The organism is Agrobacterium sp. CCNWLW155, assembly GCF_036888815.1.
GTDB classification, from domain to species: Bacteria; Pseudomonadota; Alphaproteobacteria; order Rhizobiales; family Rhizobiaceae; genus Agrobacterium; species Agrobacterium radiobacter.
In genome coordinates, this window is the sequence record NZ_JBAKFW010000002.1 from 474769 (window position 1) to 497551 (window position 22783).

The 22783-nt window shown below is 59.5% G+C and carries 26 protein-coding genes, 1 tRNA gene and 2 pseudogenes; 3 read left to right on the forward strand and 26 right to left on the reverse strand.

The window, feature by feature from the left end; translation table 11 throughout:
- Positions 1 to 149 precede the first annotated feature (149 nt).
- Both V6S97_RS10850 and galE read left to right on the forward strand, forming a co-directional pair.
- Positions 150 to 1316, forward strand: a complete 1167-nt coding sequence (locus V6S97_RS10850; protein ID WP_060727008.1) for a pyridoxal phosphate-dependent aminotransferase — start codon at positions 150 to 152, stop codon at positions 1314 to 1316.
- Positions 1317 to 1644: 328 nt separating this feature from the next.
- The gene (gene galE / locus V6S97_RS10855; RefSeq protein WP_060722890.1) at positions 1645 to 2676 is read left to right on the forward strand and encodes a UDP-glucose 4-epimerase GalE; all 1032 of its coding nucleotides are present in this window, start codon (positions 1645 to 1647) and stop codon (positions 2674 to 2676) included.
- A gap of 12 nt (positions 2677 to 2688) precedes the next feature.
- Here galE and V6S97_RS10860 read toward each other — a convergent pair.
- From V6S97_RS10860 to V6S97_RS10905, 10 genes and pseudogenes are all read right to left on the reverse strand, one after another.
- Positions 2689 to 3525: pseudogene (locus V6S97_RS10860) on the reverse strand (DUF6030 family protein).
- A 147-nt stretch (positions 3526 to 3672) separates the two neighbouring features.
- The gene (gene yacG, locus V6S97_RS10865; RefSeq protein WP_003503455.1) at positions 3673 to 3897 is read right to left on the reverse strand and encodes a DNA gyrase inhibitor YacG; all 225 of its coding nucleotides are present in this window, start codon (positions 3895 to 3897) and stop codon (positions 3673 to 3675) included.
- Between the two features lie 3 nt (positions 3898 to 3900).
- Positions 3901 to 4524: a Maf-like protein gene (locus V6S97_RS10870; RefSeq protein WP_060727005.1), complete on the reverse strand. Its 624-nt coding sequence runs from the start codon at positions 4522 to 4524 to the stop codon at positions 3901 to 3903.
- Positions 4525 to 4557: 33 nt separating this feature from the next.
- Positions 4558 to 4776 (reverse strand): translation initiation factor IF-1, encoded by a 219-nt coding sequence (infA, locus tag V6S97_RS10875; protein ID WP_003503453.1) that lies wholly within the window; start codon positions 4774 to 4776, stop codon positions 4558 to 4560.
- A gap of 143 nt (positions 4777 to 4919) precedes the next feature.
- Positions 4920 to 5408 (reverse strand): arsenate-mycothiol transferase ArsC, encoded by a 489-nt coding sequence (locus V6S97_RS10880; protein WP_003503450.1) that lies wholly within the window; start codon positions 5406 to 5408, stop codon positions 4920 to 4922.
- Positions 5409 to 5410: 2 nt separating this feature from the next.
- On the reverse strand, positions 5411 to 5884 hold the full coding sequence (locus V6S97_RS10885) for a UPF0262 family protein (RefSeq protein WP_003503448.1): 474 nt from the start codon (positions 5882 to 5884) through the stop codon (positions 5411 to 5413).
- Positions 5885 to 5887: 3 nt separating this feature from the next.
- Positions 5888 to 7186, reverse strand: coding sequence for a histidinol dehydrogenase (hisD, locus tag V6S97_RS10890; protein WP_003503447.1), 1299 nt, complete (start codon positions 7184 to 7186; stop codon positions 5888 to 5890).
- Between the two features lie 133 nt (positions 7187 to 7319).
- Complete coding sequence (locus V6S97_RS10895; RefSeq protein WP_003503446.1) at positions 7320 to 7760, reverse strand: DUF2948 family protein; 441 nt, start codon at positions 7758 to 7760, stop codon at positions 7320 to 7322.
- 114 nt (positions 7761 to 7874) lie between these two features.
- On the reverse strand, positions 7875 to 9167 hold the full coding sequence (gene murA / locus V6S97_RS10900) for a UDP-N-acetylglucosamine 1-carboxyvinyltransferase (RefSeq protein ID WP_003503445.1): 1293 nt from the start codon (positions 9165 to 9167) through the stop codon (positions 7875 to 7877).
- Positions 9168 to 9269: 102 nt separating this feature from the next.
- Positions 9270 to 9536 (reverse strand): hypothetical protein, encoded by a 267-nt coding sequence (locus V6S97_RS10905; RefSeq protein WP_060722894.1) that lies wholly within the window; start codon positions 9534 to 9536, stop codon positions 9270 to 9272.
- A 155-nt stretch (positions 9537 to 9691) separates the two neighbouring features.
- Here V6S97_RS10905 and V6S97_RS10910 point away from each other — a divergent pair.
- Positions 9692 to 9766 (forward strand) — tRNA-Thr (locus tag V6S97_RS10910).
- A gap of 186 nt (positions 9767 to 9952) precedes the next feature.
- Here V6S97_RS10910 and V6S97_RS10915 read toward each other — a convergent pair.
- From V6S97_RS10915 to flgF, 16 genes and pseudogenes are all read right to left on the reverse strand, one after another.
- Positions 9953 to 10894, reverse strand: a complete 942-nt coding sequence (locus V6S97_RS10915; protein ID WP_003503441.1) for a flagellin N-terminal helical domain-containing protein — start codon at positions 10892 to 10894, stop codon at positions 9953 to 9955.
- Positions 10895 to 11132: 238 nt separating this feature from the next.
- Positions 11133 to 12098 (reverse strand): flagellin N-terminal helical domain-containing protein, encoded by a 966-nt coding sequence (locus tag V6S97_RS10920; protein ID WP_003503440.1) that lies wholly within the window; start codon positions 12096 to 12098, stop codon positions 11133 to 11135.
- A 407-nt stretch (positions 12099 to 12505) separates the two neighbouring features.
- Positions 12506 to 13426: a flagellin N-terminal helical domain-containing protein gene (locus V6S97_RS10925; protein ID WP_003503439.1), complete on the reverse strand. Its 921-nt coding sequence runs from the start codon at positions 13424 to 13426 to the stop codon at positions 12506 to 12508.
- Positions 13427 to 13799: 373 nt separating this feature from the next.
- Entirely contained in the window at positions 13800 to 14537 is a 738-nt protein-coding gene (fliP, locus tag V6S97_RS10930) for a flagellar type III secretion system pore protein FliP (RefSeq protein ID WP_003493833.1), read from the reverse strand.
- Positions 14534 to 15034: a flagellar basal body-associated FliL family protein gene (locus V6S97_RS10935; RefSeq protein WP_003503435.1), complete on the reverse strand. Its 501-nt coding sequence runs from the start codon at positions 15032 to 15034 to the stop codon at positions 14534 to 14536. The genes fliP and V6S97_RS10935 overlap by 4 nt, the downstream gene beginning before the upstream one ends.
- Positions 15035 to 15061: 27 nt before the next feature.
- Positions 15062 to 15781, reverse strand: coding sequence for a flagellar basal body L-ring protein FlgH (gene flgH / locus V6S97_RS10940; RefSeq protein ID WP_003503434.1), 720 nt, complete (start codon positions 15779 to 15781; stop codon positions 15062 to 15064).
- Positions 15778 to 16314 (reverse strand): MotE family protein, encoded by a 537-nt coding sequence (locus V6S97_RS10945; RefSeq protein ID WP_003503433.1) that lies wholly within the window; start codon positions 16312 to 16314, stop codon positions 15778 to 15780. Before V6S97_RS10945 ends, flgH begins: the two co-directional genes overlap by 4 nt.
- Positions 16311 to 17363: pseudogene (locus tag V6S97_RS10950) on the reverse strand (flagellar basal body P-ring protein FlgI); the annotation flags it as partial. The gene V6S97_RS10945 and the pseudogene V6S97_RS10950, both read right to left, overlap by 4 nt.
- A 65-nt stretch (positions 17364 to 17428) precedes the next feature.
- Positions 17429 to 17917, reverse strand: coding sequence for a flagellar basal body P-ring formation chaperone FlgA (gene flgA, locus V6S97_RS10955; protein WP_020811270.1), 489 nt, complete (start codon positions 17915 to 17917; stop codon positions 17429 to 17431).
- A 20-nt stretch (positions 17918 to 17937) separates the two neighbouring features.
- Positions 17938 to 18726 carry a flagellar basal-body rod protein FlgG gene (gene flgG, locus V6S97_RS10960; protein WP_003503427.1) on the reverse strand — a complete coding sequence of 263 codons (789 nt, stop codon included), beginning with the start codon at positions 18724 to 18726 and terminating at the stop codon, positions 17938 to 17940.
- Positions 18727 to 18744: 18 nt separating this feature from the next.
- Positions 18745 to 19083 (reverse strand): flagellar hook-basal body complex protein FliE, encoded by a 339-nt coding sequence (locus V6S97_RS10965; RefSeq protein WP_003503424.1) that lies wholly within the window; start codon positions 19081 to 19083, stop codon positions 18745 to 18747.
- Complete coding sequence (flgC, locus tag V6S97_RS10970) at positions 19080 to 19499, reverse strand: flagellar basal body rod protein FlgC (RefSeq protein ID WP_003503422.1); 420 nt, start codon at positions 19497 to 19499, stop codon at positions 19080 to 19082. The genes V6S97_RS10965 and flgC overlap by 4 nt, the downstream gene beginning before the upstream one ends.
- A 3-nt stretch (positions 19500 to 19502) precedes the next feature.
- Positions 19503 to 19895, reverse strand: coding sequence for a flagellar basal body rod protein FlgB (flgB, locus tag V6S97_RS10975; RefSeq protein WP_003503414.1), 393 nt, complete (start codon positions 19893 to 19895; stop codon positions 19503 to 19505).
- A gap of 171 nt (positions 19896 to 20066) precedes the next feature.
- Positions 20067 to 20627: a hypothetical protein gene (locus V6S97_RS10980; protein ID WP_003503413.1), complete on the reverse strand. Its 561-nt coding sequence runs from the start codon at positions 20625 to 20627 to the stop codon at positions 20067 to 20069.
- 3 nt (positions 20628 to 20630) lie between these two features.
- Positions 20631 to 22037 carry a flagellar protein export ATPase FliI gene (fliI, locus tag V6S97_RS10985; protein WP_003503412.1) on the reverse strand — a complete coding sequence of 469 codons (1407 nt, stop codon included), beginning with the start codon at positions 22035 to 22037 and terminating at the stop codon, positions 20631 to 20633.
- Between the two features lie 11 nt (positions 22038 to 22048).
- Entirely contained in the window at positions 22049 to 22783 is a 735-nt protein-coding gene (gene flgF, locus V6S97_RS10990) for a flagellar basal-body rod protein FlgF (protein ID WP_003503411.1), read from the reverse strand.

A 22783-nucleotide genomic window follows, 5' to 3' on the forward strand; every position in this document is an offset into this window, starting at 1 on the left:
GGCATTGTCCCCGGCCTGATTTGCCGGCCCGTGCGGCCGGCGATCTGCTGCCGGGGATGATCCATAAAGAAAATCCATGATCGCCTCACGGAATATCATGCACATGGCTGGTTCGATGCGATAAGAAGGCACCAAACGGAGTGTCTTTAATGTCCATTTTGAACAGTCTGAGTGCGCGCTCTCTGGCGGCTCCCGAGAGCGGCATTGTTGAAGTCGTGAATTATGCCCGGGGGCGAGACAATCTCCTGCCGCTCTGGGTCGGCGAAGGTGATCTGCCGAGCCCGGACTTCATCAATCAGGCCGCCATCGATGGGCTGAACAATGGCGAAACCTTCTACACCTGGCAGCGTGGCATTCCAGAATTGCGCCAGGCGCTGAGCCGTTATTACGAACGCCATTTCGCGGCATCGCTGCCGCCGGAGCATTTTTACGCTACCGGTTCCGGCATGCAGGCGATTGTGCTTGCCGTGCAGGCGCTGACCTCACCCGGCGACGAAATGGTCTATCTGTCTCCGACATGGCCGAATATCGTTGCCGCCATCGGTGTGGCAGGCGCGAAGGCGGTTCCAGTGGGTATCGATTTCCGCGACGGCCGCTGGGATCTCGATATCAACAGGCTGGAAAGCGCGATCACCGGCAAGACGAAGGCGCTTTTCATCAATACGCCCTCCAACCCGACCGGATGGACGGCGACACGCGATAATCTTCGTGATGTTCTGGCACTCGCCCGCAAACATGATCTGTGGATCGTCGCCGACGAGATTTATGCGCTTTATCATTATTCCGGCAGCCGTGCGCCGTCCTTCCTCGACGTCATGGAGCCGGATGACAAGATCGTCTTCGCCAATTCCTTTTCGAAGAACTGGTCCATGACCGGTTGGCGTGTCGGCTGGCTTGTTGCCCCGCCGGCCATCGGTCAGGTCATCGAAAACCTCATTCAATATTCCACTTCAGGCGTGGCGCAGTTCATGCAGCGCGGCGCAGTCGCCGCCCTCGATCACGGTGATGGTTTCGTGCGCGAGAATTACGAACGCGCCCTGACCTCCCGCGACATTCTCTGCGATGCGCTCATCGCGACGAACCGTGTGGAAACTCTGAAGCCCGATGGCGCTCTCTATGCCTTTCTCAAGATAGACGGCGTGACGGACAGCCGGGCCACGGCGCTTGATATCGTCGACAAGACCGGGGTCGGCCTTGCGCCCGGCACGGCCTTCGGCCCTGGAGGGGAGCTGTTTCTCCGTGCCTGCTTCCTGCGCAACCCAAAGCAGATAGAAGATGCGGCCGACCGGCTGGCATCCTATATCCTCGGCAGGTAAGCGGCGCCTTTGCGTATAATGGTTTCCCCTGCCGCGCCGGGATCGCGCTGCGGTAGGGAAATCGGCAACAAAATCACAGCGAAGACCTAAAACTGCAACCCCACGGCGCAACCATCGACGCGGGGGATTTTCTGTGCTATGCGCTCCTTGTTCCATTTATGAGAACATTTTCATCTAATAAATAAAAAGCACCTCATTGCGCTAACCAATCGTAAGCCACCTTTTTAATGGGGCGGGGGTTCGGTCGCGTATTCGCTGTGCAAGTAATCAATGATGAAGAATTATTGGCTTTGATGGGCTCAAGAAAAGCAAACAGGGAAGTATTGTCATGGCTGTTCTGGTCACGGGTGGGGCCGGCTATATAGGAAGCCACATGGTGTGGGCTTTGCTCGATGCCGGGGAAGAGGTCGTTGTTGTCGACCGGCTTTCGACGGGGTCGCGCTGGGCGGTCGCGCCGGCGGCGCGTTTTTATCTCGGCGATGCGGCGGATCGCGCCTTGCTCGACCAGATTTTCGAAGAAAACCAGATCGAGACCATCTTCCATTTCGCGGGCTCCGTCAGCGTTCCTGAATCGATCAGCCAGCCGCTCGAATATTACGAAAACAACACGGGCACGACCCGCGCCCTCGTTGCGGCGGCAGTCGGCCACGGTATTCGCAATTTCATCTTCTCGTCGACAGCCGCCGTCTATGGAAACCAGCCCTTTGATGGCCCGGTTCCTGAAACCGCGATCCTCAGCCCTGAAAACCCCTACGGCCTGTCGAAACTCGCCTCCGAAATCATGCTGCGCGATGTCGTGCAGGCGCATGATTTCAATTACGTGGCGCTGCGGTATTTCAACGTTGCCGGAGCCGACCCGCAGGGGCGCGCCGGGCCTTCTCCCACCGGTGTGGCAAACCTCATCAAGGTCGCCTGCGAAGCCGCTACCGGTCGCCGCGACCGGGTGGAAGTTTACGGAACGGACTACCCGACCGCGGATGGCACCGGCGTTCGCGATTATATTCATGTCAGCGACCTGATCGACGCGCATATGCTGGCCATGGCGCATCTGCGTGCCGGTGGCGGCACACGCACGCTCAATTGCGGTTATGGCGTTGGTTATTCGGTTCTTGATGTCCTGCAGGCCGTGCAGCAGGAATCGGGTTGCGATTTCCCGATCATCCATTGTCCGCGCCGCCCGGGCGATATTGCGGCCATGGTGGCGGATTCGGCGCGCATCCAGTCGGAGCTGGGCTGGCGTCCTCGCTTCAACGATCTGGTGACCATCGTTCGCACTGCGCTCCAGTGGGAGGCCAAACGCCAGGCCCAGCAAAGCGACAGGATTCCGCCGGTGCGGCGCAAGCTCGCGGCAATAGGCTGAGCGGACTTTGCTTTACCGAAAGCGGTCTTTCCTGACGGAAGGATAAAGGATCGGCCGATCCAGTGGAGCGGCTGGTCGAAGCCAGCGATCCCTGTCAAAGAAGCTGCGTGTCAGCTTCTACCCCGGCGATTGTTCGCTTGTGAGCAAAATCACGTTCAGGCGATGGGGTGCCGTCGTTTCCGGTTTTATGGAAACCGAAATACCGAAATGTTGTGCCTGATAGGGCTGCATCCGGCGGGCCGGCTCAAGCATGTCCGCCAGATCAGCCCAGCGGGTTTGTTCGATGATCATGGTGAGTGTTTCATCGAGTTTTGTCAGAATGGCAGCACCATCCGGCGTCTTCGGCGCAACGGCCTTCATCCTGATGGAGCGAACCTCGCCGGACGCTTCGCCCCTGATCTCGAGGAAGAGCGAGGCCCGCTCGGCCGGGCCTGCCGCGTTCGCCACCGCAAGATCGGCCATGCACTCGAAATTGCGGATGTTGACCGGGCTTGTGTGCCAGCCATGCGGGTTGGAAAAACCTGCGGCAGTAAAGCGGTCGCAAAGCTCCTTACCGGAAAGAACGAAATCGCGTGCGAAAGATGCCCTGTCACCCCCTTGCTCAAATTTCAGAAGATGGGGCGGCAGAGAGACTTTTTGGGCGACCAGTTTCTGCCGCTTGACGGGCTTCATCTTCGGCGGGGGGGCCGCGGAGCGTGTCGCGGATGCCAGATTGAGATAAATCAGCAGGCTTTTGAGATGCTTCCTGTCATTGGCCAGCAGCACCGTCGCCCCGATGGCAAGACAAACGGCCAGCACCGCAAACAGCAGCGCGCCGGAGCTCACTCTTTTCTGCAAGCCTGCGTCCATCGCAAGACCTTAAGGGGCTGGCGGAAAGGCGTCAGCCGGTTTTGATATGGCTTTTCGGACTATCGGCAGCCCGGTGAATATATGGTGTGAGCGAAGGCTCTGAAAATCTTATGCAACTCACCGCCGAAGTTTCCGGCGGTGCAGGTCTTATTCGCCGTTGTTCTTGGCCGTGTCCTGTCCAACGGCGCTGCTTTCATCGTCTGCGACCGGAATGGCGTAGGAGCCGTTCAGCCAGCGGGCGAGATCAAGCGAGCGGCAGCGATCCGAACAGAAAGGATAGTCTTCCCGTGTCGAGGGCCGCCCGCATTCAGGGCATGGCTGGGATTTGCGCAGCGGCGTGACGTTTCCGGCGCCTTCGGGAGATTTTGCCATGGCCTATCCTTCGAGCCAGCCCGAAGTCACCTCAAATCCTTCTCCGGAAAGAAGCGACATCGTCTCATAAAGCGGCAGGCCGACGACATTGGTATAAGAACCGGTCAGCTTCTGCACGAATGCGCCGGCGATGCCCTGGATGCCATAGGCTCCCGCCTTGCCGCGCCACTGGCCGGAGGCGATATAGGCCTCGATTTCGCGCGTGGAGAGGCGCTTGAAACGCACCTTTGTCTCCGCCACCTTCTGTCGGATCTTGCCGCCGGGGGTGACGAGGCAGATGCCGGTATAGACCCAGTGGCTGCGTCCCGAAAGAAGATGCAGCGCAGCCGAGGCCTCTTCCGTATATTCGGCCTTGCCGACGATGCGGCGACCAACGGCGACCACGGTATCGGACCCCAGAACATAGGAGTCTTTCCACACCTGTTCGTTCTTCAGCGCCGCCTGCGCGGCTTCCGCCTTCTGCAATGACAGACGACGGCAGAGCGTGCGCGGATGCTCAAGCTTGGCCGGGGTCTCGTCGATATCCATCGGCATCAGACGTGCCGGTTCGATACCGATCTGATGCAGCAGTTCCAGACGCCGCGGCGAGCCGGATGCCAGAACGAGCTTTTGTTTTGAATTGGTCATTGCGCTGCCCGGGCGTCCGTTGCGGAACGTGGATTACTTGAAGCGATAGGTGATGCGGCCCTTGGTGAGGTCGTAAGGCGTCATTTCGACCAGCACCTTGTCGCCGGCGAGAACGCGGATACGGTTCTTGCGCATGCGGCCCGCCGTGTGGGCGATGATTTCGTGGTCGTTCTCAAGCTTTACGCGGAATGTTGCGTTCGGCAGCAATTCGGTTACGATGCCCGGGAATTCAAGGACTTCTTCTTTTGTCATGTAAGGGTTTTCTTCCTGTTGATAGTGCCGGACGTGTCCTGTCCGGGAAAATTGCGCGGAAACTACACAATCCCGGCACATTTGTGAACCTCTAAAGCATCGGCTTGAAAATCGCGATCGATTTTAACAGGCTGAGGCGGTTTTCAGTCTTTTGAAAGCGTATCCGCCACCGGCTGCTGCCGTCCCGGCAGGCGTTCCGAGATCAGCTTTGCCAGATGGTCCCGCACCTCGCGATAGGCGTCGAGGATTTGCTCGCGCGTGCCTGTTATTACCGTCGGGTCCATGGTCGGCCAATAGACCACGTCGAGCGAATTCGAGCGCGTCAGTTCCAGTGCGGCGTGATGGGCTTCGGGTGTCAATGTAATGATCAGATCGAAAAAATCATCCTCGATCTCATCCAAAGTGCGCGGTTTGTGCTTGCCGAGCGAAAATCCCTGTTCTTCCAGTACGGCATCCACGAAAGGATCGCGCTCGCCGGCGCGCACGCCCGCCGACTGTATATAGATGCCGGGCGCCACCAGCCGTTTGGCGATGACCTCCGCCATGGGGGAGCGAATGGAGTTCATGCCGCACATGAAGAGGACCGATTTGGGCGCTCGTCCCTCGTTTGGCGCTGCGGCAGGATCGATCATCTCTAACCCCGCCAATAAAGCACGCAGACAAGGGTGAAGAGGCGGCGCGCGGTATCAAAATCCACCTTGATCTTGCCGGAAAGCCGATCCATCAGCGTTTGCGAGCCGTCGTTGTGAATACCGCGCCTGCCCATGTCGATTGCCTCGATCTGGCTCGGCGTGGAGGAGCGGATAGCCTCGTAATAGCTTTCGCAGATCAGGAAATAATCCTTGATGATGCGGCGGAACGGCGTCAGCGACAGGATATGGATCGCGACATCCTTCTCGTCTTCCGTTCTGATCGAGAAAACCAGCTTGGCGTCGACGAGCGAGATGTGCAGCCGGTATGGCCCGCCGGCATGGCCAAGCGGCTCAAAGGTGTTTTCCTCGATCAGATCGAAAATGGCGACGGCGCGTTCATGCTCCACGTCGGGCGTGGACCGGCCGATGCTATCGTCCAGTACCACGTCGCAGAGCCGGAAATCGCCTGAAGCCATCGCTTAACTTTCCGGATTGAGGCGAATGGAGACCGAACGCGCATGTGCGTCCAGCCCTTCGGAACGGGCAAGGGTAATCGCTGCCGGCGCAAGCTGGCGCAGCTGCTCGGGCCCAAGCCGCAGGATCGAGGTGCGCTTGACGAAATCTAGCACTGAAAGGCCGGAGGAGAAGCGCGCCGAGCGCGCCGTCGGAAGAACATGGTTAGAGCCGCCGACATAATCGCCGATCACCTCCGGCGTGTGGCGTCCGACGAAGATCGCACCCGCATTGCGGATGTGGGCCATCAGGGCATCCGGATCATCGACGGCAAGTTCCAGATGCTCGGCGGCGATGCGGTTGGCGAGCGGAATGGCGTCGGCGAGCTTTTCGACCAGAATGATCGCGCCGAAATCGGCCCAGCTTGCCGCCGCCGTTTCGGAACGCGACAGGCGCTTCAGCTGCCGCTCGACGGCCGCTTCAACGGCCTTGCCGAGTTCGGCATTGTCGGTGATCAGGATCGATTGCGCGCCGCGATCATGTTCCGCCTGCGCCAGAAGATCGGCAGCCAGCCAGTCCGGATCATTGTCCTTGTCGGCAATGACAAGCACTTCAGAAGGCCCGGCGATCATGTCGATGCCGACAGTGCCGAAGACCTGGCGCTTTGCGGCGGCCACATAGGCATTGCCGGGGCCGACGATCTTGGCGACCGGCGCGATGGTTTCCGTGCCATAGGCAAGCGCTGCCACGGCCTGTGCGCCGCCAATACGATAGATTTCCTCGACGCCTGCGATACGCGCGGCGGCAAGCACCGCCGGATTGACCGCGCCGCCATTGGCCGGCACGACCATGACGATACGTTCCACGCCGGCAACCTTTGCCGGCACGGCGTTCATCAGCACCGAGCTTGGGTAGCTGGCCGTGCCGCCGGGCACATAAAGGCCCACGGCTTCGATCGCCGTCCAGCGCGAGCCGAGGCCCACGCCGATATCGTCCTCGTAGATATCGTCCTTCGGCATCTGCCGCGCATGGTGTTTTTCGATACGCCGGGCAGCAAGTTCAAGCGCCTCGATCACGCTCCTGTCGACGGCGGCAAAGGCTGCATCGATCTCATCCGCCGTGACACGCATCGGGACTTTCGAGAAATCGATACCGTCGAATTTCTGGGAATAATGGGCAAGGGCGGCATCGCCGCGATGGCGGACATCGTTGATGATGTCGCGAACGGTCGCGTTGACGTCTTCGGAAACTTCTCTCTTGGTTGTCAGGAAAGCCGCGAATTTCTGTTCGAAATCAGCCGATGCCCGCTCCAGCCAGATTGCCACGCCATTACCCTTTCATTGTCCCCGCGGGAAATCCCGCGAGGTGTACGAACTTGCCACAGAAAAATTGCGGCTCTGGTATGTGGCATAAATCGAAACGGCAAGGAAAGGCAACCGTTGCGAAGGCTTGCAACGTTTATTCGCTGTCGGGATGATGCGGTTTGGTAGTGGTTTCCCAGGCGCCGCTCACATCGGTCAGCTGCGCCTCGATGCATTCGACGTCGAGTGCGATGGCGCCGCCGCCGGACAGCGTCAGTTCCACCGCGCCATCAGGCCCTTCGCCATTCTGGACGAAGCGGATGGCGAGAAGCGAAAGCACCTGTTCCTTGTCGTCGCGGTTGATGCCGTGCGAGCGGACCGCGGAGACCCGCTTCAGGAAAACCACGCTGCGGCAGCGCTCCGGCGGCAGGCTCTTTTTCTCAGTGCTTTCCCAGACGAAACGGTTGGCGGAAAGCGTGAATTGCCCGTGTTTCGGCTCGAAGGCAACGTCCTTCAGCTTGAAGACGCTGTCCTGCATATGCGTCGAAATGACGGAGAGATCTTCAGTATCCAGCGCCAGCAATTTCAGGCCGCTCATCGTTTTCTTCCTTCTTCTGCGGTGCGGACCGCTATTTCCATGACTTACAATGGAAATAGGCAGTCCGGGGCCACTCTGCAACGGGTAGAAAACGGATGAGCGGTGATGAAAGGATCAATCGCTGACGCGTTCGACCAGCGCACCGCAGCGGGTGAGCTTTTCTTCGAGGCGTTCGAAGCCGCGATCGAGGTGGTAGACCCGCGAAACCATGGTCTCACCTTCCGCCACGAGGCCGGCAATGACCAGCGAGACGGAAGCGCGCAGGTCGGTCGCCATCACTGGCGCACCCTTCAGACGGGAGACGCCTTCGATGCGGGCCATCTGGCCGGAGAGCGAAATCTTCGCGCCGAGGCGGGCCAGTTCCTGCACATGCATGAAGCGGTTTTCAAAGATGGTTTCGGTGATATGCGAGACGCCCTGCGAACGGGTCATCAGCGCCATGAACTGCGCCTGCAGGTCGGTTGGGAAGCCGGGGAAGGGCTCCGTCACGATATCGACCGGCTGGATGCCATTGCCGTTGCGCACGACGCGCAGGCCTGTCTCCGTATCGCTGATGGTAGCGCCTGCGAGCCGCAGCGTATCGAGCGCGTTGTCGAGCAGCGATGCGCGTGTGCCTTCCAGCACCACGTCACCACCGGCCATGGCGACCGCCATGGCATAGGTGCCGGTTTCGATACGATCCGGCAGAACCCGGTGGCGTGCGCCGGAAAGCGAGGTGACGCCTTCAATGGTGATGGTGGAGGTGCCGGCGCCTTCGATCTTCGCGCCCATGGCAGTCAGGCACTGGGCCAGATCGACCACTTCCGGTTCGCGCGCGGCGTTGTGGATAACGGTGGTGCCGCGGGCAAGGCTTGCCGCCATCAGCATCACATGCGTCGCGCCGACGGAAACTTTCGGGAAGGTGTAGACGGCACCGATCAGGCCGCCCTTGGGCGCAGTGGCGTTGATGTAACCGCCATCGATCTCCATCGTCGCACCGAGTGCTTCAAGGCCCTCGATGAACAGGTCGACCGGGCGTGTGCCGATGGCGCAGCCGCCGGGCAGCGAAACGCGGGCGCGGCCCTCGCGCGCCAGAAGCGGGCCGATGACCCAGAAGCTCGCGCGCATCTTGGAAACCAGCTCGTAAGGCGCTGTGGTGTCTACAATGGTGCGGCAGGTGAAATGCACGGTGCGGGAATAGGCTTCGCCCTGGCTTTCGCGGCGGCCGTTCACGGAAATATCGACGCCGTGATTGCCGAGAATGCGGATGAGCTGCTCCACGTCGGCCAGATGCGGCACGTTTTCGAGCGTCAGCGTGTCGCTGGTGAGAAGCGATGCGATCATCAACGGCAGGGCGGCATTTTTAGCGCCGGAGATGGGAATGATGCCGTTTAGCTTGTTGCCACCCGTAATTCTGATGCGATCCATGCGTCCCTACGGGCCTGTGCCCGCCTTTCTTATAGTGCCTTGCGGAAAGGCGCGTCCTTAGACGAATTTCCGCGGCGTTTCAATTTTATGCTGATGAATTCTCTAAGAGGATGATTCGTCCGTTTTTGCGGCAGGCAGGCCAATAGTATCGTCCTCTTCGCCGGCACGGCGCGCACGAACCTGCTGTTTGCGCTTCAAAAGATTTTCACGAAGCTTCTTGGCCGCCCGGGCCTTGCGCTCCACCTCGCGCTGCCGCGCCTTTTCGCCAGGCCCCGCCTGCGGCTTGCCGTCGGCCACCGGGGCGTATGCTTCTGCGGAAGCGCCGGCGGAAACCGCTGCCTTTGCCTGTTTGTCATGATGTTCGTTCATAGATTCAGCAATATCTGAAAAATGCATTTTTCAACAGGGGGCACGCTTTTTTGCCCCGCTTGATGAAGAATATCGTTTTGCGACTTGCGCTCGTCAAAAACCTATGGCAATAGGCCGCCACGCTTGATGCTGAAGCAAACGCTTCGGCACCGGATGCTGCTATAGCTCAGGGGTAGAGCACTCCCTTGGTAAGGGAGAGGCCGAGAGTTCAAATCTCTCTAGCAGCACCATTTCCACACAATTTCAAATACTTACGTAATAGCCTACACCGTTCGCATGCGGCATGTGATGTATGCCCGCGCCGCGCAGCCCGCGGCAAATGGAAAACCGCGCCCCTTGCGAAGCGCGGTTTCCATATCCGAATATTCTGTTGCTGCCAGAGCGGGACGAAACCGCCCGTAGCCATCGGGCGCCGCTTACTGACGGAATAGCGACAGGATATTTTCGGAACTGGTATTGGCGATGGAGAGCGACTGGATGCCCAGCTGCTGCTGTGTCTGCAGCGCCTTGAGGCGGGTCGATTCTTCGTTCATGTCCGCATCCACAAGGCGGCCGATGCCGCTGTCGATGGAGTCGGTGAGCTTCGACACGAAGTCTTCCTGAAGGCCGATGCGCATCTTGATCGAGCCGAGAGCGGCGGAAGCGCTGCTCAGGGATTGAAATGCGGTTTCGACATCGGTGAGAAGATTACCGATGGTGTAGGCCGGCGGCGTTGCAGAAGCGAACAGCTTGAGATCGATGTCCCATACGGAAATGCCGGAGGCTGTTCCGGGTTGTCCGATGATGCCCCTCGTGGTGTCGAGCGTCGCGGGCGAGCCGGTCAGGCCGAAAAGCACATTGGCGGTCGTCGTGCCGGCAGTGGTATCGACAAGCGTATAGTCTGTTTTCGTCACGCTGACAGTGCCGCCGCCGTCGCGAACAAAGCCGGAAACGACAGTCTTGGCGCCGGTGCCCAGCAGCCAGTTCTCGCCGCTGAAGGATGCGCCCTGCGCGATCGATTCAAGCTGCTTTTTCAGCTGGTCGATCTCTTCCTGGATCTTGGTCTTGTCCACACCTTCTTCGGTGGCGGCAACGATTTTCGATTTGATTTCCTTGATGACTTCGACCGAGCTTTCCATTGCGGAATAGGCGACATCGATCTTCGCCGCGCCGAGGCCCAGCGCATCCTGAACCGCGGAAAGGGCCATGTTGTCGGAGCGCATCGTCGTCGCGATCGACCAGTAGGCGGCATTGTCGGATGCGGTCTTGACCCGCAGACCCGAAGACACTCTGGATTGGGTATCTTCGAGCTGGCCGCTGATTGCGCGCAAGGTCTGAAGCGCCGACATGGCGGCGGTGTTCGTCAGAATACTTGTCATAATTGCCCCTCTGAGCTGGCTAAATGGGAAGGGACATTCCGGGATCGCCGGAAACGACTGAGCGGCGTGATGCCTGTTAACCTCTTTTTCGTCTTGGTTAACGAGTCGTTTCGATGCGCTGATTTAGCCGTGATTTGGTTAACGAACTCTTAATCAAAAAATCTCTTAGTTTCGCAGGCGATTAAACAAAAAAACCGCGCCTTTCGGCGCGGTTGATTTTTTCGGCTGAAGCTTCCGATTAACGGAAGAGCGACAGGATGCTTTCGGAGTTGCTGTTGGCGATCGAGAGAGCCTGAACGCCGAGCTGCTGCTGGGTCTGCAGGGCCTTGAGGCGGGTGGACTCTTCGTTCATGTCGGCGTCCACGAGGCGACCGATACCCTTTTCGACGGAGTCGGACAGCTTGGAAGCGAAATCTTCCTGCAGGCCGATACGCATGGAGAGCGAGCCGAGCTTTGCGGCAGCGCTGGTCATGGCCTTCAGGGAGTTTTCAACCAGCGTCAGGGCTTCGGCCATGTTCGTGGCGCGGTCAGCGGCTGCATACTGGGTGATATCAAGCGTGTAGACGGACTGGGCAGCGACGGTCGTGAACGTGCCGGTCGTGCCGAGAATGCCTGTCGTGTCGGGAACGCCCGTAGCGGAGTCGACCGAGCCGAACAGGGTATTGCCGGTTGCGGTGTTGTCGAGAGCGTATTTCGTGGTCGTGACGTTAACGGCGCCACCGGTGGAGCGAACGAAGCCGGCAACGACCGACTTGTCCGGGTCCGTGCCGGGGGTCGTCGCACCGAGCGTCGAAACGCCGACGAGCCAGTTTTCACCGTAGAAGGAAGCGCCCTGTGCGATCGATGCGAGCTGCTTCTGGAGCTGGCCGATTTCTTCCTGAACCTTGGTGCGGTCGACGCCTTCTTCAGTTGCCGTGACCAGCTTTGCCTTGATTTCCTTGACGACTTCGATTGCCGATTCCATGCCGGCAGAAGCGGTGTCTACCTTGGCGGCGCCGAGGCCGAGAGCGTCGGAAACGGAGGAGAGAGCCATGTTGTCGGAGCGCATCGTGGTTGCGATCGACCAGTAAGCAGCGTTGTCAGCAGCTTCGCCAACGCGAAGGCCGGAGGAAACGCGTGCCTGAGTGGATTCCATGTTCTGGCCGATAGAGCGCAGGGTCTGGAGCGCAGACATTGCTGCGACATTCGTGATAATGCTCGTCATAGTAGTGTGCCCCTTGAATGGCTGATTAAAGAAGGGACATTCCGGTTTCACCGGGAACGGCGCACAGCATCATGCCTGCTAACTGGCTGATTTTTAACGTTAGCTCGCCGTTTCGATGAGCATTAGGTAACGCGGGTTTGGTTAATGAATTGATAAGCGGAGAAAGAAATTCGGCGTCGTCAAAATTAAAAAATACAACCCTCGCGCGCACGCGCGCGTATCGCCAAAAGTTTAAAAAAAAGATAAGGCCGCACCCGTTTCCGGATGCGGCCTCATTGATGCATTCAGTCCGATTCAGCCTTTCGGACCTTTATGCCTTCTATCCCAGTCTGCGCTCGGTCAGCCCCCGATTGCCTGTGGGAAGAAATCTGTCCCCCAGCCCCGAAGGGCTATGAGAAGCTCAGCTCTTAACGGAAGAGCGACAGGATGTTCTGCGAGTCGCTGTTGGCGATCGACAGAGCCTGGATTGCCAGCTGCTGCTGCGTCTGGAGAGCCTTCAGCTTGGTGGACTCTTCGTTCATGTCGGCGTCAACGAGACGGCCAACGCCCTTTTCGATGGTGTCGGACAGCTTGTCGGCGAAGTCGGTCTGCAGGTCGATACGGGCAGACAGCGAACCGAGCTTGGCGCCGGCGCTGGTCATCTTCGTCAGAGCGGTTTCAACGGAGTAGAGGGCGTTGTCGAGATCGTCGGTGGTGACGTTCATGTCGAGAACGGAGATCTGGGTGTAGGTCTTGGCGCCGACAGTCGTCGTCGCACCGGTAGCGTTCAGGATACCGGAGTTTGCGTCGATCGTGCCGGGCGTAGCTTCCGTGTAAAGCATGGAGGCGGCGTCGAGAGCGTAGTCCGTCGTCTTGACGCTGACGTTGCCGCTGGCGTCACGAACGAAGCCGGAAACAACCGTCTTGGTGGCGTTGGCGCTGGAAACGAGCCAGTTTTCACCGTTGAAAGACGCGCTCGTGCCGATCGACTTCAGCTGGTCGAGCAGCTGCGTGACTTCTTCCTGAACCTTGGCCTTGTCAACGCCCTGTTCCTTGGCGGCAACGACCTTTGCCTTGATGTCGGTGACGACCTTGATGGCGGCGTCCATACCGGCAGACGCGGTGTCAACCTTGGCGGCGCCCATGCCCAGCGCGTCGGAGACGGCGCCGAGAGCCTTGTTGTCGGAACGCATGGTGGTCGCGATCGACCAGTAGGCAGCGTTGTCCGAAGCCGAGCCAACCTTCAGGCCGGAAGAAATGCGGTCCTGCGTGCTCGAAAGGTCGGAAGCGATGGAACGCAGGGTCGAGAGAGCGGCCATTGCGTTGGTGTTGGTGAGAATGCTTGCCATAATAAATGTGTCCCTTGTTTTTACGAGATACTGGAGTGGGGACATACCGGGTTTGGTATTACCGGTCGCAACGTTTCGGCTTCATGCCACTCGGTTCGGAAATACTTAGTTTCAGAAACCAAACCCGCTGCGTGTAAAAAGAAATTCGCAGCGAAAAATTGCACAATTATTAATTTGAGCGCTAAGAAATATTGGAAGATACTTATGGTTAGTTTTCGATTTATTTAAATGGTAATTTTTCTATTTAGAAAGATAGTTACCAAGTCGCCAGAAAAACTGGTAATCAAAGCGTTAAAACGCGCAAACCCCGCGGCCTTGGGCGCGCGGGGTTAAAAAACAGGGTTAACGGGTGTCAATCCGGCACGAATGCCCGTCAGTTGAACGATCTGACGAGACTGCCGACGAGCAGGTTCCAGCCGTCGATCAGCACGAAGAACAGGATCTTGAACGGCAGGGAAATGGAGGTGGGCGGCAGCATCATCATGCCCATGGCCATGGTGATGGTGGCGACGATGAGATCGATGACCAGAAACGGCAGGATGATGAGGAAACCGATCTCGAAACCGCGCCGGATTTCCGACAGCATGAAGGCCGGAACGAGCACTCGATAGTCGACGACGTTGTTGGTCATGACTTCCTGTCCGCGCTCGCGGGCAATGTCAACGAACAGTTTCAGATCCTTGTCACGCGTATTGGCGTTCATGAAGGTGCGGAAGGGTTCGGCGATGCGCTCTACGGCCTGCTGCTCGTTGATCTGGTTCTGCAGCAGCGGCTGCACGCCGTCGGTCCAGGCTTTGTCGAAGGTGGGCGACATGACATAGAAGGTCATGAACATCGCCATCGACAGCAGGATCATGTTGGAAGGGGTCGAGGCAAGCCCCATGCCGGACCGCAGGATCGAGAAGGCGATCACGAAGCGCGGAAAGCTCGTGACCATGATCAGGATGCCCGGTGCGACGGAGAGAACCGTCAGAAGACCGAAGGTGCGGATGATCCATGCCGCAACAGAGCCGTCTATCTGCGTGTTGAACAGATCGGACGGAAATTGCTGGGCATTGGCAAGGCCCGGCAAAGCAAGGAGGACGGCGATGGTTACAAGAAATCGAATCATTCGATGACAAAGGTCCGGAACATGACCTTGGATACGCGCCCTTGAGAGCGCAGGTCAACTCGTTCCTGAATGTCATCCTTAAGATATTGAAAGCCGCGCGGCCCTTCCAGCTGCTGAAGGGAAACAGTGCGGATATAGGCCATGATGTCCTGGTGGATATCTTCCGCCAGACCCACCTCGACCGGTCCCTTGAACATCAGCGCCACTTCCAGCCGCACCCAGTTCGTCGAGGGATAGGCGAGGTTGGTGGTGATGGGATCGAGCTGGACGATGCCGTTCGCCTCGGCCGAGATTTTCTCGACGCCCTCTTCCTTTTTCTCACCGTGTCCGCCGGCAGCAGCCGGCGCATGCGCCTCCGCGCCGGCGATCTTCGGCGCGATCATGCCACCCACGAGCCAGCCGCCCCCCGCACCGAGCAGGGTGAGGATCGCAACGCCTGCGATGGTCATGACCAGAGGGGAGGATTTTTTCTTGCCCTCTACCTGTTCGTTTTCCATGGGTCAGTCCGTTCCCGTGTACCGGCGTCAGAGCGGCGAGAACAGGTCGACGACCTGCTGCCCGACCGGGGGCTGCTGCACTTCCGTCAGACGTCCGCGACCGCCATAGGAGATGCGTGCTTCGGCGATGCGCTCGTAGGAGATGATGTTCTGTGCATCGACATCCTGCGGACGGACGATACCGCCGACGTTGAGGATGCGGATTTCGTGGTTCACGCGCACTTCCTGCGAGCCGCTGATGATGAGATTGCCGTTTTCCAGAATGCCGGTCACCACGGCGGCCACCAGCAGCGTCAGCTTTTCCGAACGCTTGGTCTTGCCCTTCGCCTGGGTGTCGGTGTCGGAGCCGTATTTGATGCTCGAGTCCGCTTCCGGGGTCCAGCCGAAGATTTCGGCCTTGGCCTTCCAGTTCAGGCCGCTGGCATTTGTACGGTTGCGCTCGGTCTCGTTGTCGAAATCGGCCTTGTCGTTGATCTGGATGTTGACGGTCAGGATGTCGCCGATGTTGAGCGCGCGCAGATCCTTGAACAGCGCCCCCTGGCTGTCGCTCCACAGCGAATAGCCGCTGGCCATGTGCTTCGGCTGCTTGGGATACATGCCCATCTGCGGCGTCTGGCTGAATTGCAGGCCGCTGCCGATCGGGCTCATCGCAGGGGCGTTGCCGATTTCCTTCAGGGTCTGGTTGTTCTGGCAGCCGGCAAGCAGAGCGAGCGGCAGGAGGAGGGCCGGAAGACGACGCGTGCTCATGAAGGATCCTTCGAAGTGTTTTTATCGGTTGCCTGCGACATGATGCCGGCGACAGTGGCGGCTTTCTGCGCATCCATCTCACTGAGAATGAGACCCGATTGGCGCGGCGGCAGCTGCATGATGATGGCGGCCGCAATCTCCACATGCATCTTCTCAAGCTGCGGTGCGGCGGCATCGGCCTTCATCGTCTTGTAGATGTCGACGAGATTGCTTTTCGCCTGATTGAGGAAATGCTCGCGGCGCGCCAGCCAGTCCTCATATTCCGCCTTGCGGTCTTCCAGCACGGCAATGCGCTCATTGACGTCGGACTGCAGCTTTTCCAGCTCCTGCTTCTGCATGAGATAACGCTGGTCGCGGGCGGCATCGGCGATGTTGGTGCAGAATTTCTGGATTTCATCCTGCGTGCTGAGTTCCGACACCACGTTCTGTTGGCTCTCGGCGCCAGCAGCGGGAAGCAGGAAAAGCAGCGAGGCGACAGCCGCGAAGCGGACAAGGCCATTCGGGAAAGCGTTTTTCTTCTGATTGTCCATCATTGCAGCACAAGCTCCGCTTGAAGGGCGCCGGCGGATTTGATGCCTTGCAGAATGGCGATGATACCATCCGCCTTGAGCCCGATGCTGTTGAGACCGGCAACCAGCGTGCGAAGATCAGGACCTTCGACGATGGCGACCTTGCTGCCTTCCTGCATTGCCATGATATCCGTCTGCGGCTGCACCGCCGTCTGACCGCGCGAGAAGGGTGCGGGCTGGATGACCTGCGGCGATTCCGTCACCTGCACGGTCAGCGTGCCATAGCTCACTGCCACGCGGGAAATGCGCACATCAGCACCGATGACGATCGTGCCGGTGCGTTCGTTGATCACGACCTTGGCCGGCGTATCCGTCTCCACCGTCAGGTTTTCGATTTCCGCCATCAGCCGGGTGAGATCAGCCACGCGGGGCTTCTGCACCGCGATTTCCTGCGAATCGCGCGGCTCGGCGATCGGATCGCCGTAACGGGCGCGGGCAAAAGCGTTGACGACATCGGCTACGCGCACCGCGGTCGAAAAATCGGGATTGCGCAGCTGAAGGACCAGATTGACCGAATCCTTGAATTTGGACGGCAGCTCGCGCTCGATGATCGCGCCGTTCGGCACGCGTGCCGAAGTCGTGACGCCCTGCGTCAGCGTTGCAGCGTCACCCTGGGCGGAAAAGCCGTTGACGATCAGCGCTCCCTGGGCGACCGCGTAAATCTGTCCGTCCGCGCCGGAAAGCGAGGTCATGATCAGTGTACCGCCACGAAGTGAGGTGGCATCGCCCAGCGAGCTGACCGTCACGTCGACACGGCTGCCGGGGCTGGCGAAGGGCGGCAGGTTGGCCGTCACCATGACAGCGGCGATGTTCTTGGCGTTCGACTGACCGCCCTGTGTGGTGATGCCGAGGTTCTGCAGCATTGCGCGCATGGATTGCTCGGTAAACGGCGAGGAGCGCAGGCTGTCGCCCGTGCCCTGCAGGCCGACCACGAGACCATAACCGATCAGCTGGTTGTCGCGCCCCGCCTGCAGCGATGCGATATCCTTGATGCGGGATGTATCCGCATGGGCTGCGGGGAGGGAGAGGAAAGGCTGGGCCGAAAACAGGATGGCCGCGGCCAGGATACGAATCACTCTCATTTCGCCATCACCTGAATGGTTCCGTCCTTCATGACCGTGCCGCTGACCATCACGCCGGAATCGATGTTGCGTACCCGCACGACTTCGCCGAGCGAGCCGTCGGTCATTGGCGTTCCCGAAGCCATCAGCGTCATGTTGCCGATTGTGAAGACGAGTTTGACGCTGGTGCCGCGCGTGACGAGCGACGGTTCGCGCAAGGCGGCAACGGGGATCGTGCGGCCGGGAAGCAGGGTCTGCTTGGAGATCATGCCTTCCACTTCGCTGATGTCGCTCGCATAACCCGAGGAAATATTGGGATTGGTCACTTCCACCGGCTTCACCTGTTCAGGCGTGATCGTCTCGCCCGGATAGATGGTGCGCGTCGGAACCAGCGCCATCGGCGCCTGAGCAAGCGCGGGGGCCAGAGCCCCCAGTGAAAAGGCAGACGCCAGGCACATACGGACGAGCGCCGTTCTGCAGCTGCTATTGTTCCGGACAAACCTCATGTTCGCCTGCCTTTCCGTTCTTACTTCAGGTTCTTGCTGACAATCGAAGCCATTTCGTCAGCGGTGGTGATGACCTTGGAATTCATCTCATAAGCGCGCTGCGCCGTGATCAGGTCGGTGATTTCCTTGACGGCATCGACGTTCGAGCCTTCGAGGTAGGATTGCTTGATGTAGCCGTAGCTCGGATCGTCAGGCACGCCGATGACAGCGTCGCCGGATGCCGGCGTCTGGGCAAAGAGGTTGTCGCCGAGCGGCTTCAGGCCAGCTTCGTTGGCGAAGTTGGCAATGGTCAGCTGGCCAAGCTCGGTGAAGTCGGCGGCGTTGCCGATACGGGCCGTCACCTGACCCGTGCGGGTAACGGTGATGTCCTGCGCGTCGGTCGGGATATTGATGTTGGGAATGACGTTGTAGCCATCGACCGTCACCAGATTGCCATCGGCATTCTTGTTGAAGGCGCCGGCGCGGCTGTAGAGCGTCGAACCGTCAGCTGCTTCGATCTGGAACCAGCCCTGACCGATGATCGCAACGTCCAGCTTGTTGCCGGTCTCGATCAGGTTACCCTGGGTGTGGATGTTACGCACCGCCGAGGTCTGTACGCCGAGGCCGATATTGGCGCCTTCGGGCACGATCGCCTGATTGGCGCGGTTCGGCACGCCCTGCATGCGCTCGGTCTGGTAGAGAAGATCGGTGAACTCCGCACGCGCGCGCTTGTAGCCGGTGGTGTTGATGTTGGCGATGTTGTTGGCAATGACTTCCAGATTGGTCTGCTGGGCGTCCATACCGGTGGCAGCGATGGCAAGAGCTCTCATGTCAATATTCCTGCTGGGCTAGATCTGCATCTTGGTAATGTCGAGATAGGCCGACACGATCTTGTCTCGGAGCGCGATGGCGGTTTGCAGTGACTGTTCGGCCGAAAGCATGGCATCGACCACTTCACGCGTATTCGCCTTGCCCTGAATGCCTTCGAAGGAAGCGACTTCCGCCTTCTTCAGATTGTTCATCGCATCAATCGAGACGTTGCCGAGAACGCTGGCGAAGCTTGCGCCCGTCTGCTGCGCGGGCGTCGTCTGCTGCTGATCGCCGAAAAGGCTTTCCGTCAGCGAGGAGACGCCGCTTGCGCCGCGGGTAAGCGAGAGGGAACTGACTTGCTTGATACCGTCGATCATTGCGATGCCTTCAGAAGGTCGATTGTGGAGGCGACGAGGTCGCGTGTCTGGCGGATGACCTGAAGATTGGCGTCGTAGCTGCGGTTGGCTTCGCGCATGTCAGCCATTTCGATCAGGATATTGACGTTCGGCATCTTCACCATGCCGTTGCTATCGGCGGCCGGATTGCCGGGATCGTATTCGTTGACGAAATCACCACGGTCCACGCCGAGCTTCTTCACCGTCACGCGCTCCACACCGCTGACACGGTCGAGCTCGGAGCCGAAGGTGACGGTCTTGCGGCGATAGGGGTCGGCGCCGGGGGTGTCGCCGGTGGATCTGGCGTTGGCAATGTTTTCCGAAACAATGCGCAGGCGTGTGGACTGCACTTCGAGACCGCTGCCGGCGATTTTGCTCGCCGCACTCAAGGGATCCATGGATTACCTCTTTACCGTCATCAGCATCATGCGATGGAAGGATTTGACGAGATTGGCGTTCAGGTCGTACTGCCGCTTGATCTCGCCGGTCTTGGTCATTTCTTCAGCAAGCGCGACCGAATTGCCGGACTCCTGCATGCCGATCTCGTTATTGATCGGGTTGTCGCGCACCGCGATATTTTCGCTGAGCTCGCTCGCCCCGAAATGGGCGGGATGAGTCTTCGCCATACCGACCTGCTGGCTGGTGGCCTGCATGACCGCTTCGAAGGGGTTGACATCCTTGGCGTGGAACTTGGGTGTGTTGGCGTTGGCGATGTTGGTCGCCACGACTTCCTGCCGCACGCTCAGCCATTCCGCTTGGCGGGATGCCAGTTCGAACAGTTGAATCGGTTGCATAGACTTCTCCATCTCGTATGGCCCGAACCTACGGGGCTAATCTTGCGTCAGACTTGCGGGGAGGGATGGCGCTGCATAACGACGGAGAAAGGGGCGTGCGCAGGCGGCATGCACAAAACAAAAAAGGCGCGCCGGCAGATGCGGCGCGCCCTTCCGTTGAGAGAAAAACCGTTATTTTTCGGGGTGGTAGGTCTTGCCGGAGGAGGTCTCTATCAGCCACTCGCCGTTGCGCTGCTCGATCTTTGTCAGCAATGCATTGTCCGGCAGGGTCGAACCGACTCGCACCATGTACATGCCCGAACCGTCCTCGATCAGGGCGCGGCCATTGGAAACATGCAGCAGACGGAAGGATGTCTGGCCGGGGAAGGGCTGGTCCTCGATCCCGGCTGCCAGATTGTTCTGTTTTTCCTTGCCGCCCGCGTTGACGGTTGCCGTCGTCAGCATGTCGGGCAGCTCCGCCGGCGGCGGGGTGTCTTCCTTGTTGCGGTTGGTCATGGCCATCGGCGAAACGCTGAAGACTTCCCGCGGGCCGGTATGGGGCAGATCGCGGGTGCGGTCGCCGCCCGCCACTTTCATGCCGAATTTGTCTTCGTTGAAGAACACGTACCATGGGAAAAAGGCTGCTGCAGCGGCAAGTCCGATGCCCGTCCATGCGAGAATACGGTCAGGCGTAAAGAAAACAGGCTTGGGCAGCACGTCTTCATCATGGCTATTGTCATTCCGCTTGTTCACGGGTCAGCCTCTCACTCTCGGGTTTACCTGGGGCTGGCCATTCTGTGCTCCCCCGCGCAGCGCGGTCGCCAGGTCGGCATAGGCGTCTTGCGCTGCCGGTTCGCTCGGCAGCTGTTTCAGCGTTTCATAGATGATCGGGACCTGCTTCACCGCCATGTCGAGATCGGGGTCGGTGCCGGGCCGATAACCGCCGATAAGGCGAAGATCCCGCGTTTCCTCGAAGCGGTGCACCAGCGCCTTGAGGCGTGACACCAGCTTTTCCTGATCCGGCGTCCAAGCCTTCTTGGCGAGACGGGAGATCGAGGCGAGGGGATTGATCGGCGGATAACGGCCTTCTTCCGCAAGGCTGCGGTCCAGCACGATATGGCCGTCGAGAATACCGCGGGTCGAATCGGCAATCGGATCGTTATGATTGTCGCCATCCACCAGAATGGAGACGATGGCGGTGATGGTGCCGGTGCCTTCCGCGCCCGGTCCCGCCCGTTCCAGCAGTCGCGGCAGTTCGGTAAAGACCGAGGCGGGATAGCCGCGCGCCACCGGCGGCTCGCCCGAAGCGACCGCCACTTCGCGGATCGCATGGGCAAATCGCGTCACGCTGTCGATGATGAGAAGGACATTGTCGCCCTGATCGCGGAAATGCTCGGCGATGGTAACGGCGGAAAGCGGCGCCATCTTGCGCAGCATCGGGCTTTCATCGCTCGTCGCGACGACGGCGATGGACTTGCTCATATTCTCGCCCATCGTGTCTTCGATGAATTCGCGCACTTCGCGGCCACGTTCGCCGACAAGCGCAATCACCACCTTGTCGAAGGCGTCTGCCTTGGCGAGCATGGACAGCAGCGTGGATTTACCGACGCCGGAACCCGCGAAAATGCCGAGGCGCTGGCCGAGGCAAAGCGGCGAAAAGATATCGATTGCCCGGACACCCGTCTTGAAGGGCGTCTCCACCCTTTTGCGCGTCATCGAGGGTGGCGCATTGTTGGAAATCGAACGTCGCTCAATGCCGGCGGCAAGCGGCCCCTGGCCGTCGATCGGCTCGCCGAGCGCATTGATGGTGCGTCCGCACCAGCTGTCGTCGGGCGAGACGCGGAAGGCGCCCTTGCGGATGACGGTGTCGTGAATGCCGATCGGCTCGCCGGGTTCGATGGGGCAGACATAGCAGATGTCCGGTTCCACGCGCACGACTTCGCCGAGATGAATGCCGGTCGCACTGCGATGGGCGACAAATTCCCCAAGCCGCACATGCCGCGACAGGCCGGAAACCGTATAGTGCCCGGCGGCGATGGTGCGGACATGACCGCCATGCGCCACCGAGAACTCCGGATCGGCATAATGCCCGGCAAGGCTCGCCAGCTGCGCGAGCTTCGGTGAAATGGCCCCAGCCGAGAGCATGGATTCCGGCATTGTCATCACTCAGTTCCTCAACGCGCGCCGCCAAGCGTCTTGATGCCCTCGCCGAAGGTCGATTCGGTGTCCCGCATCAGCGAGGAGATGCTTTCAAAGGCGCGGTTGACCTGGATGAGCTGCGTCATCTGGGAAATGCCGTTGACATTCGACTGCTCGAGGTAACCCTGAACGACGCCGACTTCATGATTGTTGACGACCGGAACCGGCTGCGCCACCGGCTTCACGCCGCTATTGGGATGACGCAGGAAGCCTTGCGAAAAATCCGCCTGGTAGATGCCGAGCGTGGCGACGATGTTCTCGTTCTGGCGGATAGCTCCGTCGAGACCGACGGTGATAGGACCGCCATTCGGATTGAGCTGGATCGGGCCGCCGCCGGCATCGAGAACGGGATAACCGCTCGAGGAGATGAGCGCGCCGTCCGGACGCATGGTGAAACGGCCGTCGCGGGTCAGGATCTGACCATCAGGCGTATCCAGCGAGAACCAGGCATCGCCCTTGATGGCGAAATCGAAGGAATTGCCGGTCTGCTCGAATGCACCCTGACGAGTGGAGAGATAGTCGTTGCCCTGGGAAACGAAAGCCACCCTGGCGTTCATGTCATTGTGGTTCTTGGCGACCATCTCATCGAATTTCACTTCGGAGCCGCGGAAGCCGACCGTGTTCACATTCGCCATATTGTCGGAAATGGTGGTAAGACGGCGCTCCAGCGCGATCTGCGAGGACAGGGCGACGTATAGTCCGGATTGCAT